Annotated in this window: 13 protein-coding genes and 2 pseudogenes; 7 read left to right on the top strand and 8 right to left on the bottom strand. The window is 69.8% G+C overall.

All coding sequences use genetic code 11. From position 1 onward, the window contains the following. Positions 1-211: 211 nt before the first annotated feature. On the top strand, positions 212-490 hold the full coding sequence (locus JIX55_RS01985; protein WP_257561472.1) for a hypothetical protein: 279 nt from the start codon (positions 212-214) through the stop codon (positions 488-490). 166 nt (positions 491-656) lie between these two features. On the opposite strand, the gene JIX55_RS01980 is transcribed toward JIX55_RS01985, so the two are convergent. Both JIX55_RS01980 and JIX55_RS01975 read right to left on the bottom strand, forming a co-directional pair. Further along, complete coding sequence (locus tag JIX55_RS01980) at positions 657-1,517, bottom strand: helix-turn-helix transcriptional regulator (RefSeq protein ID WP_257561471.1); 861 nt, start codon at positions 1,515-1,517, stop codon at positions 657-659. 49 nt (positions 1,518-1,566) lie between these two features. Then, positions 1,567-2,337 (bottom strand): DeoR/GlpR family DNA-binding transcription regulator, encoded by a 771-nt coding sequence (locus JIX55_RS01975; protein ID WP_257561470.1) that lies wholly within the window; start codon positions 2,335-2,337, stop codon positions 1,567-1,569. Between the two features lie 84 nt (positions 2,338-2,421). Here JIX55_RS01975 and JIX55_RS01970 point away from each other — a divergent pair, with 84 nt between their 5' ends. Further along, positions 2,422-2,652, top strand: coding sequence for a hypothetical protein (locus JIX55_RS01970; RefSeq protein ID WP_257561469.1), 231 nt, complete (start codon positions 2,422-2,424; stop codon positions 2,650-2,652). Between the two features lie 281 nt (positions 2,653-2,933). Here the strand turns inward: JIX55_RS01970 and JIX55_RS01965 are convergent, their stop codons facing one another. After that, on the bottom strand, positions 2,934-4,514 hold the full coding sequence (locus JIX55_RS01965) for an FAD-binding oxidoreductase (RefSeq protein ID WP_257561468.1): 1,581 nt from the start codon (positions 4,512-4,514) through the stop codon (positions 2,934-2,936). Positions 4,515-4,543: 29 nt separating this feature from the next. After that, positions 4,544-5,662 carry an NAD(P)-dependent alcohol dehydrogenase gene (locus JIX55_RS01960; RefSeq protein WP_257561467.1) on the bottom strand — a complete coding sequence of 373 codons (1,119 nt, stop codon included), beginning with the start codon at positions 5,660-5,662 and terminating at the stop codon, positions 4,544-4,546. Between the two features lie 285 nt (positions 5,663-5,947). On the opposite strand from JIX55_RS01960, the gene JIX55_RS01955 reads away from it, so the two are divergent. Both JIX55_RS01955 and JIX55_RS01950 read left to right on the top strand, forming a co-directional pair. Next, a complete protein-coding gene (locus JIX55_RS01955; RefSeq protein ID WP_257561466.1) occupies positions 5,948-8,335 on the top strand; it encodes an ATP-binding protein in 2,388 nt (795 codons plus the stop codon). A gap of 129 nt (positions 8,336-8,464) precedes the next feature. Further along, positions 8,465-9,646 (top strand): cytochrome P450, encoded by a 1,182-nt coding sequence (locus tag JIX55_RS01950; RefSeq protein WP_257561465.1) that lies wholly within the window; start codon positions 8,465-8,467, stop codon positions 9,644-9,646. Positions 9,647-9,750: 104 nt separating this feature from the next. Here JIX55_RS01950 and JIX55_RS01945 read toward each other — a convergent pair. Next, a pseudogene (locus tag JIX55_RS01945) lies at positions 9,751-10,047 on the bottom strand (aldehyde dehydrogenase family protein); the annotation flags it as partial. 207 nt (positions 10,048-10,254) lie between these two features. Between JIX55_RS01945 and JIX55_RS01940 the strand changes: the two are divergent. Together JIX55_RS01940 and JIX55_RS01935 are read left to right on the top strand one after the other, a co-directional pair. Continuing rightward, the gene (locus JIX55_RS01940) at positions 10,255-10,638 is read left to right on the top strand and encodes a hypothetical protein (protein WP_257561464.1); all 384 of its coding nucleotides are present in this window, start codon (positions 10,255-10,257) and stop codon (positions 10,636-10,638) included. Between the two features lie 292 nt (positions 10,639-10,930). After that, on the top strand, positions 10,931-12,850 hold the full coding sequence (locus JIX55_RS01935; RefSeq protein ID WP_257561463.1) for a hypothetical protein: 1,920 nt from the start codon (positions 10,931-10,933) through the stop codon (positions 12,848-12,850). Positions 12,851-13,015: 165 nt separating this feature from the next. On the opposite strand, the gene JIX55_RS01930 is transcribed toward JIX55_RS01935, so the two are convergent. Next, positions 13,016-13,309, bottom strand: coding sequence for a hypothetical protein (locus tag JIX55_RS01930; RefSeq protein ID WP_257561462.1), 294 nt, complete (start codon positions 13,307-13,309; stop codon positions 13,016-13,018). A gap of 171 nt (positions 13,310-13,480) precedes the next feature. Then, a complete protein-coding gene (locus JIX55_RS01925; protein WP_443046343.1) occupies positions 13,481-13,858 on the bottom strand; it encodes a transposase in 378 nt (125 codons plus the stop codon). A 540-nt stretch (positions 13,859-14,398) separates the two neighbouring features. On the opposite strand from JIX55_RS01925, the pseudogene JIX55_RS51310 reads away from it, so the two are divergent. Continuing rightward, positions 14,399-14,756, top strand: a pseudogene (locus JIX55_RS51310) (IS1380 family transposase); the annotation flags it as partial. 128 nt (positions 14,757-14,884) lie between these two features. On the opposite strand, the gene JIX55_RS01915 reads toward JIX55_RS51310, so the two are convergent. Continuing rightward, entirely contained in the window at positions 14,885-15,736 is an 852-nt protein-coding gene (locus tag JIX55_RS01915; RefSeq protein WP_257561461.1) for an MBL fold metallo-hydrolase, read from the bottom strand. Positions 15,737-15,769 lie beyond the last annotated feature (33 nt).

Below are 15,769 nucleotides of genomic sequence, written 5' to 3'. Positions count from 1 at the left end.
CTTCGACCGTTGAGCGAAGCCCGGAATGGCTGACTTCAGCGGCCACCATCACGGCAGAGACCGACTCCATGACCGTCCCCCGCTTTCCATGTTTCCCGACCAAGGTCACCTTGGCCAGGGCGACGTGGCGAAGTGGGTGACGTCCCCATTGCCATGCCGAGGGCTGCCCGGGTCGTCGCGGCTGCCGCACACACTCGTCGCGGAGCCGGCGGTGGGCGCACTTGCTGCCGGTTCCGCACTGCGCTGGTTGTGGCTGGGCGCCGTGGTCGTGGTCGTCACGTTCCCGGTCTACGTCACCGTCGTCACCGCCCTGTTGCCGTCGGGCGACGTCGCCGCCGGGCGCCTCGTCCCGGTGCCGGACCGGCTGACCTTCCACGATCACTCACCGCAACAGAGCATGCCCTACGGTCGGGAGACGGGGCGATCGGCGCATCTGTCTCTGCCGGCGCACCAGGCGCTGTGGTTCACGGAGCCGGGGCCAGAACCTTGAAAGTCCCCACGCGCTGCTCAGGAAGCTCCCCCGAGCTGCTCACCGTCGTTCCCCATCCAATCGGGGCGCTGGCCAGCGCGGAGCTTGTTGTCCGGACTCGCCCGAGAGCGGCCCGTACCTGGGCGGACGGTGTTCTTGAACCGGGCTCCGCATGGGATGGGGGGACCTATACCTCTACCTCTCGTACGGCGTTCAGGCAGCGGGCGCCTTGGGTGCGCAGGGCGTCGGCAAGTTCCGGTGGGGCGTGGGTGAGGGTGAAGTCGGCGTCGACCGAGGTGATCATCCACGCGAGGTCGCGGGGGGTGTCGGCGCCCAGGTGCAGCAGACAGCTGTGGCCGTCGACGGGTTCGATGACGCCCATGCCGGGCCAGACGCGGTCGGCAACCGCTACGGCGGGCTCGTGCAGAGTGATGGTGGCCTGGAAGGGCCACGTCTGCGACGACAGTTGGTGGGCCAGATAGGTGGCCACGTCGCCGTCGGGGAGTTCGCGCGGGGGGGGGAACTGCGGGCCGGCCGGAGTGCGTGGGGTGAGCCGGTCGACACGGAAGGTGCGCCAGTCGGTGCGGTCGGTGTCCCAGGCGACCAGGTACCAGTGGCGTTCGAAGCTGATCAGGCTGTGTGGCTCGACCGAGCGGATGCTTGGGCCGCGGCGGGGGCTGATGTAGTCGAAGCGCAGCCGCTCACGTTGGCGGCACGCCTCGGCAATGGCCATGAGGGTGTCCGCGGAGACTTTGGGGGCTGGGACGGCGCCGGCCCGGACGGTAGCGGTGTTCAGGGTGTGCACACGGTGCCGCAGCCGGGATGGCAACACCTGCTCCAGCTTGGTGAGTGCGCGCAGGGAGGACTCCTCGATCCCGATGACCGAGCCGCCGGCCGCGGTGCGCAGCCCGATCGCGACGGCGATGGCCTCATTGTCGTCGAGCAGCAGCGGGGGCAGTTTGGCGCCGGCGCCGAGCCGGTAGCCGGCGGTGCCCTGGGTGGCGTGCACCGGGTAGCCGAGGCGAGCCTTCCTCGCCGGCCACCGCATGCACGACGAACCGATCACCTGGCACCCGCCCATCAACCTTGTCGCTTTGTTAGCCGTCGCCTGCGGCCGGAGCCGTCGCTATTACTTTCACGCCGGCCTCGCGCAGGGCCATACAGGTCGCTTCGTCTTCCGGTGCGTTGGTGACAAGCGCGTCCAAGTCCTCGGGGCCGCAGATCTTCACCATGCCGGTTCCCGGAAACTTGCTCTTGTCAGCCAGGAGCACCACCTTGTCGCCGGCGGCAATCATGGCGCGTCGGGCGGGCACCTCGGCCACGGTGGTGTCCATGACCTGGCCCCCGGGGCGGAGGCCACAAGCACCCATGAACAACCAGTCGGCGTGAACCTGGCGGAGGTTGTCCTCCGCCATGAAACCGTCCAGCATGCGTGACTCACGGATGACCATGCCTCCGAGCAGCATCAGGTCGATGTTCTCGTCGCCGATGAGCTCGTCATACACGGCGAGGTTGTTGGTGATCACGGTAAGTCGGCGACCGTGCAGTTGAAGTGCCAGCCGGTGGACCGTTGTGCCGCTGTCGAGAATGATCGACTGGCCGTCCTCGATCATCGTGGCCGCTTGGGCGGCAATGGTGTCCTTCTCCGCCACCAGAACCTCGGCGGCATCGTTGAAGGGAGTTCGCTCCTCATCGATGACCGCTCCACCATGGACACGGGTGAGCAGCCCGTCTGCCTCCAACTTGAGGAGGTCACGGCGGATGGTCGCCGCGCTGGAGTCAAGCTGCTCGGCGAGGTCGGTCACGGAGGCGGTGCCGCCGGAACGCAGGGCCCGCAAGATGAGTTGGTGTCGTCGTTCAGGCAGCACGCAACGGGACACTACACGCTGCTCACTGGCACAATCTGCTGACTTTCAGAGGCAGTTGACTACTCGGGCATTCGCTTCATCTATGTGACCCAGGGAACCGCGACCCTCACGGCGGGCGAGCCGGGGCTCGTCACCGATCTGTACAACCAACACCTGCAGAGCGGCAAGCCGGTGCTGTGGGTGCTGACTGGCATCTTCCGCGCCCATCAACGCGGCAACGACAACCGGCCCGGCTGGCGGTCGGCGCGGGACACCAACTGTGCGCATGTGCGCGAGCGCTTCTCGGTACCGGTGGCCCTCCTCGGCCTCGCCTGATGACAAAGCGGACGTCAGGCGACCATGCCGAGGCCCTGTCCCGGATCACGATGGCGGCGGCGCCGGCCGTGCCCGAGGCCTGAGGGATGCTGGTAGAGGTGCCCTTGACGGCCGATCTGGAGGTATACGCCGTCGGGTCGGATCGCTCGGCACCAGGAAGGGGGCCCAGGCCGCGTATCTCGCCAAGAGCCGCTCCATTCCGCGCATCTCCACGGGGTGACTTGTTCCGGGTGAACATCAGTCGGGTCGCGCCATCGGCAGCCCGCCGGTTCGCGCATGGTTCACAGACCCGCTCCTCGGTAACGTGCCGGCCAGACGCCGGACTTGCCGGGGGCGATGATGCCGTTGGGGTCAAGGGCGTCCTTGACGGCTTCGTGGAACTTCAGCAAGGCGCTGTCGCCCCAGCTGTAAGTGCTCATGACCTGGTCCATGAGGGCGTTGTGGGTGCGGTACTCGCCGTATCCCTCGGCGGCCGCCTCGTCGATGAGCAGCCGGGTGAGGGTCAGGGTCTCGGCCCGCGCCGTGGCGTCCTTCGTGTCGAACAGCAGCAGTGCGATGTGGTGCATCTCCCGGAGGCCGACGACGAATTGGGCGGCGTAGTCCTTGGCGTACTCGTCCGCGCGTGAACGCACCATCCGGAACTGCTTCATCGCGTCCCGGCCCACCGGCGGGGAGATCGGGGAGAAGCCCACGTGGCCGCCGTTGGGGAGCCAGTCCAGCACCTGTAGTTCGCTGAGGCTCGGAATGCCGTTGTTGATCTTGTGCCGGTCGTGCAGGACATGGGCACCGCGGTCGTGGCGTTCCTCGTGAGTGTGGAAGCGCGCGCCGGGCACCTGCCCGAAGGCTTCCTTGATGATTCCGTAGTTCATCTCGATCAGCTGCAGCGGGCCGTACAGGGTGCCGTAGAAGTTCCAGTAGCCGAGGCCGAGTTCCTTCTTCATCCGCTCGATCACCTCGGGCGGCAGCGGGCCGTCGCCGTCGTACCAGTCGGCGCGCCTGGAGACCGCCGCGGCGTCGAGGATGATGTTGCGCAGCACGGGGACGTTCTGCAACGGCGCCATGTTGATGCGCAACGGCAGCATGATGTCGACGATCTGTTCGAGGTCGCTCTCGTTCTCGAAGGTGATCCGGTAGGTCAGCGACGCGGGCGGCTTCTGCATGAGCGCGATGCCCATCTTGGTCACGACGCCCAGATTGGACTGCGTGAACATGCCGTCCGGGTACGGGCCGAAGCCGTACGGGATCAGTTGCCATGTCGTGTTGCCCGGTATGGCGCCCATCCCGGTGCGCATGACATCGCCCTGTGGCAGTACGACCTCCATGCCGGTCTGCCACATGAAGTGATCACCGTAGGGGGTGTAACCGGCGCCGCGGTCGAGGGCGTTGCCGACGACGCTGCCCCAGCCGAGGTCGGGGCAGTCGATCATCAGGCTGGGTGCGTTGGCCTCCAGGTACTCGTAGAGGTCGAAGTAGGTGACGCCGGGTTCGAGCAGGGCGTAGCCGAGCTTCTCGTCGACGTCGAGAACGCGGTTCATCCGCTCGCCGGTATTGACCACCACGGCACCCGACAGCCGCGGCGCCGAGCCGCCGTAACCGTTGTTCTTGCCGGTCGAGATGACTGAGAGCGGGACTCCGTAGCGGTTGGCGATGCGGACGACCTCCTGCACCTGTTCGGTGTCTCTCGGGGAGACCACCGCCGAGGCGAGGTGCGCCTCGGCGTCGCCGACGGGGTACGGGTCGCGGAAGCCGGCCAGGTCCGCCTCGTCGATGCGGACGAACTCGTCGCCCACGGCCCGGCGGAACTCCTCGATGGCGGCGGTGAAGTCCTCGTCGCTGACGCCGGGGGGAAGGATGCGGCTCATGTCACTCCTTGTCGTGCGAGAAAGAACGGTCAGACGGCGTCGAACAGGAGGACGGGCTTGATCGCCGTGCCGTCCCGGGCGTCCGCGACCGCCTGGTTGATCTCGCTGAACGGGTAGGTCCTGACGATTGCGTCCAGCGGAAGCCGGTCCTGCCGGTAGAGGCCGGCGAGCAGGGGGATGAGCGACTCGGGATCGGCGTCCCCCTCGGTGACCCCGACGATCGAACGTCCTACCAGCAGGCCCTGGTAATCGAGCGCGAGTTCGGTACCGGGCGTCGTGGCGCCGATGGCGGCGGCACGTCCGAGCGTGCCGAGCGCGTCGACCGCCGTACGCAGGACACTCATGTTCGCGGTGGTGTCGATGGCGTAGTCCAGTCCGGCACCGTCCGTGATCCCGGCCAGCGCTTTCGCGATGTCCTCGGTCCCCGCGTTGACGCGGTGGGTCGCTCCCAGGCCGAGCGCCACATCGAGACGGTGGTCGACCAGGTCGACGGCGATGACGGCCGACAGCGGAGTCAGCGCCGCCGCGGCGATCGCGGCGAGGCCGACGGCGCCCGTGCCGAACACGGCCAGTGTGCTGCCCGGTTCGGGCCGCAGGACGTTCAGCACCGTGCCGGCGCCGGTCTGGATGCCGCAGCCCAGGGGCGCGACCAAGTGGAGAGGGAGGTCGCTGCCGACCTTGACGACACTGCGCTCGTCGACGACGGCCTTCGCGCTGAGCGAGGACTGGCCGAAGAAGCGCCCGCCGAGCACGGTGCCGCCGCGGCGGAGGGTGGCGCTTCCGTCGGCGCGGGTGCCGTTGTTGAAGATGTTGGCGGGCAGCCACGTCGCGCAGTACGCCGGATGCCCACCGCGGCACTGGCCGCACCGCCCGCACGAGGTGAAGGACAGGGCGACCGAGTCGCCGGGCGCGACACGGGTCACCGCGGAACCGACCGCTTCGACGACACCGGCACCCTCGTGGCCGATCACACCGGGCAGTGGGAAGGGGATGTGGCCGGCCTGGACACTGAGATCGGTGTGGCACAGACCGGCGGCCACCATGCGGACCAGCACCTCGTCCGCCCTGAGGTCGTCGAGCTCGACCTGGTGGAAGGCGAACGGCTGACCGGGCGCCTCCAGCACGGCAGCGGTGGTTGTCGTGGGCATCTTCGACCCTCCGGGTTCGTGGGGCGCCCCTGGGACGTACGGGCGTCCGTCCGGGCTCGTGTCACGTGTCGGAGCGACCGTGTCAGCGCACCACCCGGGACCGGAGGGGTGTATTACCCGACGCACCACCCGATCCGCGTCCACCGGGCGACGAACGGCGACCGTCCTGCCCGCAGAAGTCCTGGTGAGACGTACGTCATTCGTCTCGAACAGGGCCGTTCGGCAGGGAAGCCCGCTACCGGGGTCTCGAAGATTCCGGCGGGCGATGCCAAGGTGGCTTGCGTCATGGACGAGCGGAGGGCAGCGCGGCCCCCCGGCAACCTGCCGGTCATCGCCAGCAGTTTCGTGGGCCGCCGACAGGAACTGGGCGACGTCAGACGGTGGTTGGAGACCACACGTCTGCTGACGCTGACCGGCCCGGGCGGAGTGGGCAAGACCCGCCTCGCCGTGCGGGCCGCCGAGCTTGCCCGGCGGGCGTTTCCGCACGGCGTATGGTTCGCCGACCTGGCGGCCGTCGATGACCCGGACAGGCTCGCGGACGCCGTCATGGTGGCCCTGGGTGTCAAGGACCAGTCCCTGCGGGCGGCGAAGGAGCAACTGGCCGACCACCTGGCGGACCGGCGGCTTCTGCTTGTCCTGGACAACTGCGAGCACCTGGCGGTGGCCTGCGCCGGGCTCGTCGACCATCTGCTGCGCCGCGCGCCCGGCCTACGCGTACTGGCCACCAGCCGCCAGCCGTTGGGGGTTCCGGGCGAACACGTCCGCATCGTGGATCCACTGCCCGTACCCGCCGGTGCCCCGTCCGCCGAGGCGCTCGTGACGTACGAGTCCGTGGCGCTGTTCGTCGACCGGGCGACGGCGGTCCAGCCGGGCTTCGGTGTGCGCGATGACAACCGCGCGGCGGTGGCGCGGTTGTGCGCCCGGCTGGACGGTCTTCCGCTCGCGATCGAGTTGGCCGCCACCAGGCTGCGGTCCCTGTCCGTCGAGCAGGTCGCCGACCGGCTCGACGACCGTTTCCTGCTGCTCACCCTGGGCAGTCCCGCGGCGGTGTCACGGCAGCAAACGCTGCGGGCACTGATGGAGTGGAGCTACGACCTGTGCTCGGAGCAGGAAAGGCTGCTGTGGGCGGGGCTGTCGGTCTTCCCCGCCGAGTTCGACCTGGCGGCCGTCGAGGGCATCTGCGCGGGCCCGGGCACCGGTATCGACGCCGCGGACGTGATCGATCTGGTCGACGGTCTGGTGGCGAAGTCCGTGGTGTCGGCGCGCCCGCAACTGCCGCAGGCCCGCTACCGCATGCTGGAGACGATCCGCCACTACGGGCGCGGCATTCTCGCCGGCAGCGGTCTCGAACACGACCTGCGCCGACGTCACCGTGACCACTACCTGGGCCTGGCGGTCCACGCCTGCGAGACATGGCCCGGGCCAGGCCAGGGCGAGAACCTCGCCCGCCTGAACCTGGAGCGGGACAACCTCGCCTCCGCGCTCGACTGGTCACTCTCCGAGCCCGGCGAGATCCCGTCGGCCCTGCTCCTGGTGGTGGCGCTGCGGTACCACTGGACCGTGGGCGAGCAGCTCGCCCAGGGCCGGCGACGGCTCGACCAGGTCCTGCGGGCCGCCCCCGAACTCACGCCGGACCGGGGGCACGCCCTCTGGGTCGCCGCCTGGATCGCGCTGCTGCAAGGTGATGGGGGAGCGGCCGCCGGGCGGCTGCGGGAGTGCGCCGCGATCGCTGAACGGTACGACGACGACCGCCTCCGCGGCCATGTCCTGGTCCTGTCGGGCAGTATCGCCCTGTTCGCCGGTGATCCGTCCGGCGCCGCACGGCTCTTTGAGGAGGGCATCGAACTCATACGGGCGCAGGACGACGTCGCGGCGGTGCTGTGGGGGCTGTTCCAGCGCAGTGTCGCGCTGTCCATGAGCGGGGACAGTGCCTCGGCCCAGGTCGTCGGCGACGAGGCGATCCGTCTCGCACGGGAGCGCGGCGAGACCTGGGCCAGATCCGAGGCGATGTGGGCATGCGCGTTCGACCACTGGGTGACGGGTGACCGGAACGCCGACGCCGCCGGGCTGGTGCGGGAAGCCCTGGCCCTGACCCCCACCGCCAACCAGCTGGGCATGGCGCTGGACGCCGAACTCCTCGCCTGGATCGCCGAGTCACGCTCGCACCACGACGAGGCGGCGCGGCTCTTGGGAGCGGCCACCGCTCTGTGGGACTCCCTGGGCACCGGGATCGAGGCGTTCGGGCCGGTCTTCTCCCACCATTCGGCCCAGTGCCGCGCGAACACCAGGGCCGCTCTGGGCGACGGCCGCTTCGGCACGCTCCTCGACGAGGGCCGCCACAGCCCCACAGACACGCTCCGCCTCCCCGGTCCGGCGGTCCGGAGCGGACCGCCGAAACGGGGCGGACCGCCGAAACGGAGCGAGGAACAGGCGCTGACCCGCAGAGAGCAGGAGGTGGCCCGGCTGATCACCAGAGGGATGACCAACAAGGCCATCGCCGCCGAACTCGTCCTGTCCCCGCGCACGGTGGACGGCCACGTGGAGCGTCTCTTCGACAAGATCGGGGTCAACTCGCGGGCCCAGGTAGCCGTCTGGATGGCCCGCGTCGGCCGTGACACCGCCGAGCGGAACGCGGGGCAGGACGGTCACACGGGCGGAGCGCGAATCGGGTAGCCGCCCCGTAGAACCACCCTGGGAGAGTCGGCGTCCGGCACCGACGATCGTCTCCACGGTGCGCGTCGCGAACGGCGGTTCAACCGCGTACGGCCTGCCGCGCACGGGACCGGTTCGAGGGAGATCACGATGACCACAGCCGCTCATCCCGCCTCCGAGGTGGACCTTTTCACCGAGGAGGCACTCGACGACCCCTACCCGCACTACAAGGAACTGCGCGCCCTGGGGCCCGCTGTGCATCTCACCCGCCACGACCTGTGGTTCGTCTGCCGCTACGAGCAGGTGCGGGCCGCCCTCGGCGACTGGCGAACGTTCTCCTCCGCCCGGGGAATCGGTCTCAACGACGACTTCAACTCGGCATGGGACGGTGCGCTGATCCACCAGGACCCGCCCACCCAGACCGAGCAGCGCAAGCTGTTCACCGAACGACTGTCCCCGCGCGCCCTGCGGTCGGTGGCCGAGAACATCGACCGGCGGGCCGAGGAACTCGCCGCCCGCCTCGTCGAGCGTGGCAGTTTCGACGCCGTCACCGACCTCGCCCAGGACCTCCCCATCCACGTGATCATGGATCTGATCGGCTGGCCGCAGAAGGGACGCGACGAACTGCTGGACATGGCGGCCGGATGGTTCGACTCCGGCGGTCCGGCGGGCCCCCGTACCGCGGCCGCCGACCCGAAGGTGCAGGCGCTCATGGCATACCTCAGCGAGGTCGTGGCCAAGGAGGACCTCGTGCCGGGCGGATTCGGCTGGGGAGTGCTGGAGGCCCACAAACGGGGCGAGATACCCGTCGAGGGAGCCACCGGGCTGCTCGCCGGTTACGTCGTCGCCGCGTTCGACACCACCGTCTCCGTGATCTCCAGCGGAGTCTGGCTCTTCGCCCGTGACCCGGAGCAGTGGGACGTCCTGCGCCGTGAACCCGCCCTCGTTCCGGCAGCGTTCAACGAGATCGTGCGGATGGAGAGTCCGATCCAGGTGTTCTCCCGGGTCACCACCCGCGACGTCGACCTCGGCGAAGGCGTCGTGATTCCGGCGGGCGCCCGTGTGATGCACAGCTACGGCTCCGCCAACCGGGACGAGCGCCATTTCGCCGACCCCGACCGTTTCGACGTGCACCGTAACCCCGTGGACCATCTCGGCTTCGGCTTCGGCAACCACTCCTGCGCCGGCCAGGGACTCGCCCGTCTCGAAGCCCACGCCGTACTGAAGGCGCTGGCCGCCCGCGTGGAGCGCGTCGAACTGAACGGGGAGCCCGTCCGCGCCCTCAACAACATCACTCGCGGCTTCAGCAGTCTGCCCGTACGCGTCCGCTGACGCCCGGACCCCGCCGGTCGGAGGACCCGATCGGCGGTAACCGCCGCGGCCCGATGGTCACGAGAACCCCCTGATCATCGGGCCGCACAGTCTCAACCGCCCTGTCACGCGAGGGAGATGACCACCGACTTGACCTTCGTGTACGCCTCCAGCGCCTCCGGGCCGGATACCCGTCCATAGCCGGGCTGCTTGAACTGCTTGACGCCGCCGAAGGGGATGGCGGGGTCGAGCCTTGCCCAGTCGCTGACCCAGACGATGTCGGCCTGAAACCGTACGGCGACCCGGTGGGCGCGGGCCACATCGGTCGTCTGCAGGCCGTCGGCCAGCCCGTACGGTGTGCTGTTGGCCAGCGCGACGGCCGCTTCCTCGATGTCGAAGGGCTGGACGGTCAGAACCGGTCCGATCTTCGAGCTGCGGCGGTACTTCGTTCGCAGAGCAGCTCTGTTGGCCACAGCACACCCAACCGGACCAGAGCCCGTTGAGAGCTTCGCAGCCACGTGAGCGAGGGAGCTGGCCTGTTGGGGCTCTGCGCTCTGGGCCTTCGCACGGCAGAGTGCCTCTCACGGCATGCCTGAGCAGGCTGCCGGCCCTGCGGGCAGACTGTGCGTATGCAGCTCCCCGCCGAAGCCGTTGCCGCCACCGTGCTGATCGAGGTCGTGAGGATCTCCGCCCTCCCGAGCAAGCAGAGCGCCTCATATCCCGGCAGGGCGGTCGCCCACTGGGCTGGGAGCGAGGCCGCCGACGCCCTGACCTTGATCGAGAACCTGCCCGGCAGCGAACAGTATCGCTGCGGCTTCTCGCCGGGCTGGAGCGTTCGGGCGTACGAGGACTCCCTCGACCTGGCACTGTTCGAGGCGGCGTTCTGTTTTAGATGCCACGAAGTCCGTATGCACGGAACGGCCGTGCCACCCGCGCTCGGCACGCAGTTCTTCGACGCGGACGCCCCGCCGGCCCAGGCCCTCCTGGCACTCTTCCGCGCCGCGGCCCCGTAGCCGGCCCATTGGACGAGGGGCTGCGCAGCCCTCGGGCCGTCAGCTTCCCAAGAGTCAGTACAGGTCAGAGCTTCCGGGTTGACGTGGTCTTGCAGCGCGGCTGCCGGGCTCTTTCGGTACGCGCAGCAGGCGGATGTGGAGGTGCTCGACATCGACCTTCCAGTGGGGCCAACTCGAGCCGCCCGGGCGGGGCCGAACGACATCGCAGCCAATGACGTGTACGCGGGTGAGGGCCGGTTGCGCCTGGGCTGAGGGCCTTGTCCCACCGCGAGTCGGCGTGGATCATGACCGCGTGCAACACCGAGAGGAACTCCACGAACTGCTCCCGTGCGCCGGACTCACGGTCGTCGAGGACATGCGCCCGGGCAGCCTGTTCCCGCCGGAGGCCGGCTGGCGGATCGCGCGGGGGATCGCGGCGCCGGACGGCGCGGTCCGGGAGGCGCTCGACGCCGCGTGGTGGCGCCGCCTCGCAGATGCCGACGGCGAGTTCCTGGTGGCCGTCCTCGGACATCGGATCGGCGGCAACGACTCCTGGTGGACCCGGGTCCGCTACGCCGGCGGCGGTGTGCCGGGGCTGACCGGCGACCCCGGGTTCGTGGCGCTCTCCCTCGACGGGCAGGTGCTACTGGCGGAGGTGCCCGGCTCGGACGGGCCTCGGGTGACGGCCCTCGACCGACTGCCGGAGCGGCTGGAGGAGGCCGCCGAGGCCGCCGGGCGCGAGACGGAGGTCGAGCGCGCCGAGGTGTGGGCAGCGGTGCCCGGCCGGCCGGCATGGCCTTTGCACTGGGCGGAGGGGATCGGGTCCAATCCGGCCGCGCCGGACGAGCTGCTGATCCGGCTGCTGGATGTGGAGACGGGATTCCTGCACGGCTGCGACCGGCCCGCCGTACTCGACGCCGCCGTGGCGCATCCCGATCCGCGGGTGCGCTCGGGGCCCGCGGACACCTTCCGGCCCAAACTCACGTCCGATCAGTGGGTACGCCTGGTCCGCGCCGAACCGTCGCCGAGCCGGCGCGTGCTCTGGGCCGAGCATGCCTGCGCCTGGGGCGTCGAACTCCCCGGGGACCTTTACGACGACCTCCTCGCCGGCCCGTCCCGCGCTCAGGCCGCCGAACTCCCGGGGCTCCCCGCACACCACCTCCCCAGCCTCGCGGCCGACGCCGATCCCCGGGTGCGGGCGACTGCCTGCGCCCGGTGGGAAGACCTCGCCGCGCCGCTGCGGGCGCGGCTGCTGGCCGACACCGACGACACGGTGCGTACGGCGGCGCTGCTCGCCCACCACACCGGCGTCCCCATGCCTCGCGAGGTCTTTGCCGCGCTGCCCGCGCCCCGGCGCGCGCTCGAACAGTGCCGTCTCTCGCCCGAGCTGGAGATGGAGCTGGTCCGGGACGGGGACGCAGAGGTACGCCGAGCGCTGGCCGCCAACCCGCGGCTCAGTGCACACAGCGTCGCCGTCCTGGCGGAGGACCCATACGACGACATCCGCTCGGCGGTGGCACTGCGGCCCGACCTCGACGAGGAGCAGCGTGCCGAGGTGCGCTACGACTTCGACCCGACGTCGATGTCGCGCACTCTGCCCTGGGTCGAGGGCCTGCACGGTGACGCCGACGCGATGCGCCGCCTCGCCGTATCGTCCCATCCGCTCATCCGCCGAAGCGTGGCCCGTGCCCGGCATCTTCCACCGGACGTCGTGGAGCGTCTGGCGCGGGACGAGGACCGGACGGTCCGCCTGTTCCTCGCCGAATCGTGCGATGACGCGCCGGCCGAGATGCTGCTGGAGGTCTGGCGCTGGTGGGACGGCAGCTTCACTCACCCCGACCGCCCCCGCAGCCACCCCAACTTCCCCCTTACGGGCCTGCTGCGCTACGCCGACGACCCCGGTGAGCGAATGCGCCGCCTGGCTCTGGACGATCCGGAGTCCACGCCTGCCGACGTCGCACGTCTCGCCCGCGACCCAGAAGCCGAGGTGCGCCGCCGCGCGGCCGAGGACACCCGGCTGTCACCGGCCGACGCGGTGCGGCTGCTGAACGACCCAGCGGCCCACGTCCGCGGGGCCGCGATGCGCAATCTGCGGCTGCCGGCCCGCGTCCTTGCCGGGCTGCTGCACGACCGCGACACGGCATGCGCGGCGGTCACCAATCCGGCGATCCCGGTCCCCGTCCTGCACCGAATCCTGGCCGCGGCCGCGGCAGCCGTGGCAGCCCGGCGCTGAACACCACCACCCCGCAGGGCGGCCGTGCCGGTCTGACCCTGAACTCCGGCAACCCCCGGGTCGGGTTCGGGGATGGCGGCACGCAGGACGGCGAGGAATGCGGTGGCCGGCGTGCAGGCAGTGACGTGGCGGTGCCGGGGGTCCACTTGCGGACCTGAGGCTGGGTCAGGCCGACGAGCTGCTTGTTGATCTTGTTGTCCTCCTCGATCTGCCAGCGGCCACCGGCCCTGGCGATGTTCCCAGGACCGTGGTGCCGGCGGGGATGTGGACGAGGAGGTAGGCGATCTCGCAGTGGAGTTGTCCGTCCTTGCCGCGTCGGTCGGGGTGCAGGGACCGTCGCAGCACCAGCCAGTGCGTGAAGCCATCGGCCGGTTTCTCGTCTTTGACCTGCACGGCGAAGGTCGTCCAGTCGTAGAGACGCTCGCCCTTGGCGCCGTCGCCGCAGGAGCGGCGTTCCACTGGTCACGGACCTTCGCGCAGTGGAGCAAGTCATCGGCGCGCTTCACGGCCGGCTGGCGCGGCTTGTCCGGCGGGCCGGCGATCGGGAGGTCGACCGGGACGCCGAACACGTACGGCACCTTCCGCCCGTCGCACCAGGCCCGAAGCTGCGGGTCACGGCCGTAGCCGGCGTCAGCCGGCACCCAGGAGAACGGCACGTGGGTCGCGCGGGCCTGCTCGGGCATCGTGATGGCCCGGTCGGGCTTGGTGGCGATGGTCTGGCAGTTGCGCATCGCTGGTCAGCCCACAGCGCTGGAAGGTCACCCCTACCGACTTGGTGCCCTTCTTCTGAGCCCGGGTGTCATCGATGACGGGTGAGGCGTCTTCGCCGCCCAGATGCGTGATGACGTAATCGCGGACCGCGTCACTCAGCCGGTCGGCGTCCCCACCGAGCCGTTGAGCAGCCACTGCATCCGGTTTCGCGGTCACGTGCCCGGCATGCTCCGACAGCGTCCAGCCGTTCTTCTTCGATAGCGCCGCCAGCAGCCCCGCAATGAACTGCGCGAACACGGCCCGGGGCTCCGGCCGATTGAACACATACCCTAACGAACCGGTCAATGAGGATGAGGACAGCCCGACATCCCCCGGGCTATCTGCTCAGCCGTCACACCCAGCATCATGCCCGGTCAACGATGCCACGCAGGCTCCGTCACAAGATCTCCGGCTTTAGTGCGTGCGGCCGGGCGGGAACCGTAGAGCGGTTGGGCGGCAACGCCCACGGGGCGGTCGTTGTGGCGATGGGGCGCATGGCCGCGTATTTCGACGTCACCACGCGGATCTGCGCGATCGCCGACTCGTCGAGGTGACCCCGGGGCAAGGGTCGAAGACGGTCCGGGTGCAGGCGAGGCTGTTCGGCGGCGTCGAAGGGGGGTCCGAAATCCAGGAAGAGGGGAACACCTTCCTGGGAAGCGCCTCCTACCTGGCGTGGGTGAAGATCGCGGACTAGCCCTGACCTCCGCCTTTCACTTGCGGCTCGGCGTCCGGATCCTGAGCGGAAACGCGGAAGTGCCTCTTGAGCTGGGGATGTGGTGGGGAACCTGGCACGTGCAGCGATTGTCCTCGTTCGATCTGGACGGGGGCATGCGCCACCAGGTCCTCCTCACCGACACCCCTCCCGGCGAAGGCTCCCTGCAGCATCTGGAGGTCCGCCCACCGGGCGGGCGCCCGCGTCGAGGTCCGCATCAGCTGTGGCAAGACCACCGACTTCGGACGTTCCCCCTCCCGCCACTTCCAGATCAGCGCCACCTTGCTACCGGCTGCTGCATCCAGCCGCCCGCATCACCCGCGGAGGCCGCCGCTCCACCTGCGGATCGCCGCCAGCTGGCCCTGGCGACATGAGCTGGCGAACGCCCCGCCTGGCGGCCTGCCGAGGCCGGCCACCTGGCCAACGGCGCTGCCTCTGCCCACCCACGACCCGAGGAACCCCGAGCGGCTAAAGCGGCTGCGGGACGCCCGAGGAAAGCGTCCTGCAGCCCTGCCCCTGCCAGCCGCGTCACCAAGCTGTCGGACAGCACACCTAGAGGGCCACGGCCACAGTCACGTCCCCGACGGTCGTGGTTGTTCCGGTGGTACCGAGCTCTCGGCGACCGCCATCCACTGGTCCAGGTCGGCCTGGGTGAACTCTGCCCACGGGGGGATTCCGGGGAGCTGGCGGAGGAGGTCATAGGCCTCGGGGATCTGGGCTCCGCGGAGGACCGGGCAGTGGCAGCCAGCGATGACCTCGGCGTTCAGGCGTTGGAAGTCGTCCACGACCCTCCCGAACTTCTGGGTGTCCAGCAACGCGACCCAGGGCGAGACCAGGCGTCCGCCGAAGAATTGGCCGTCGTGGAATTCGTCCGCGGACAGCGCCGCTACGTCCGGCATCGGGGTGGGTACGTTCGTGGCGAAGGTGTCGACGGCCCACAGGACGTTGGTCTTGGGGTCGAAGAGGGCGCGGGTCGTGGGGTTGTCGTACAGGGGCGGTCGTTTGGCGACCAGGGTGCGGTCGCCCGCGTCGATCGTGTCGCCGTCGGTCATGAAGCGGCACCGATTGACGGGGGTCTCCCACTCCTCGGCCATACGGCCGATGGAGAACCATGTCGTCAGCAGGGTCGCGTTCGGGCATTCGGCGAGGACCGCCAGGAGGTTGCCGGCGTGGTCGCGGTCGTCGTGGGTGAGGAAGATCCACCGTACGTCCAGGGGATCCACGACGGACCAGGCTGCCTCCAGCCACTGGGAGCGCACTGCGGGCGCCCCGGTGTCCACGAGGACCGGTTCTGCTCCGCGGATCACCATCGAGTTCATCGGGAAGTGGCCGACCGGCGGGGCCTCGAGGGCCCACGGGATGACGAACGTCTCCTCGGCGATCTTGTACGGCTGCAGAAGGTTGAACGTTTCCATGGTTGTCATCGCTGCTCTCCCTAGAACGGAGTCGCGCAGCAT

Origin of the sequence: Streptomyces sp. DSM 40750, from assembly GCF_024612035.1 — a bacterium.
Taxonomy (GTDB): domain Bacteria; phylum Actinomycetota; class Actinomycetes; order Streptomycetales; family Streptomycetaceae; genus Streptomyces.
This window is presented reverse-complemented; position numbering and strand designations above follow the sequence as displayed.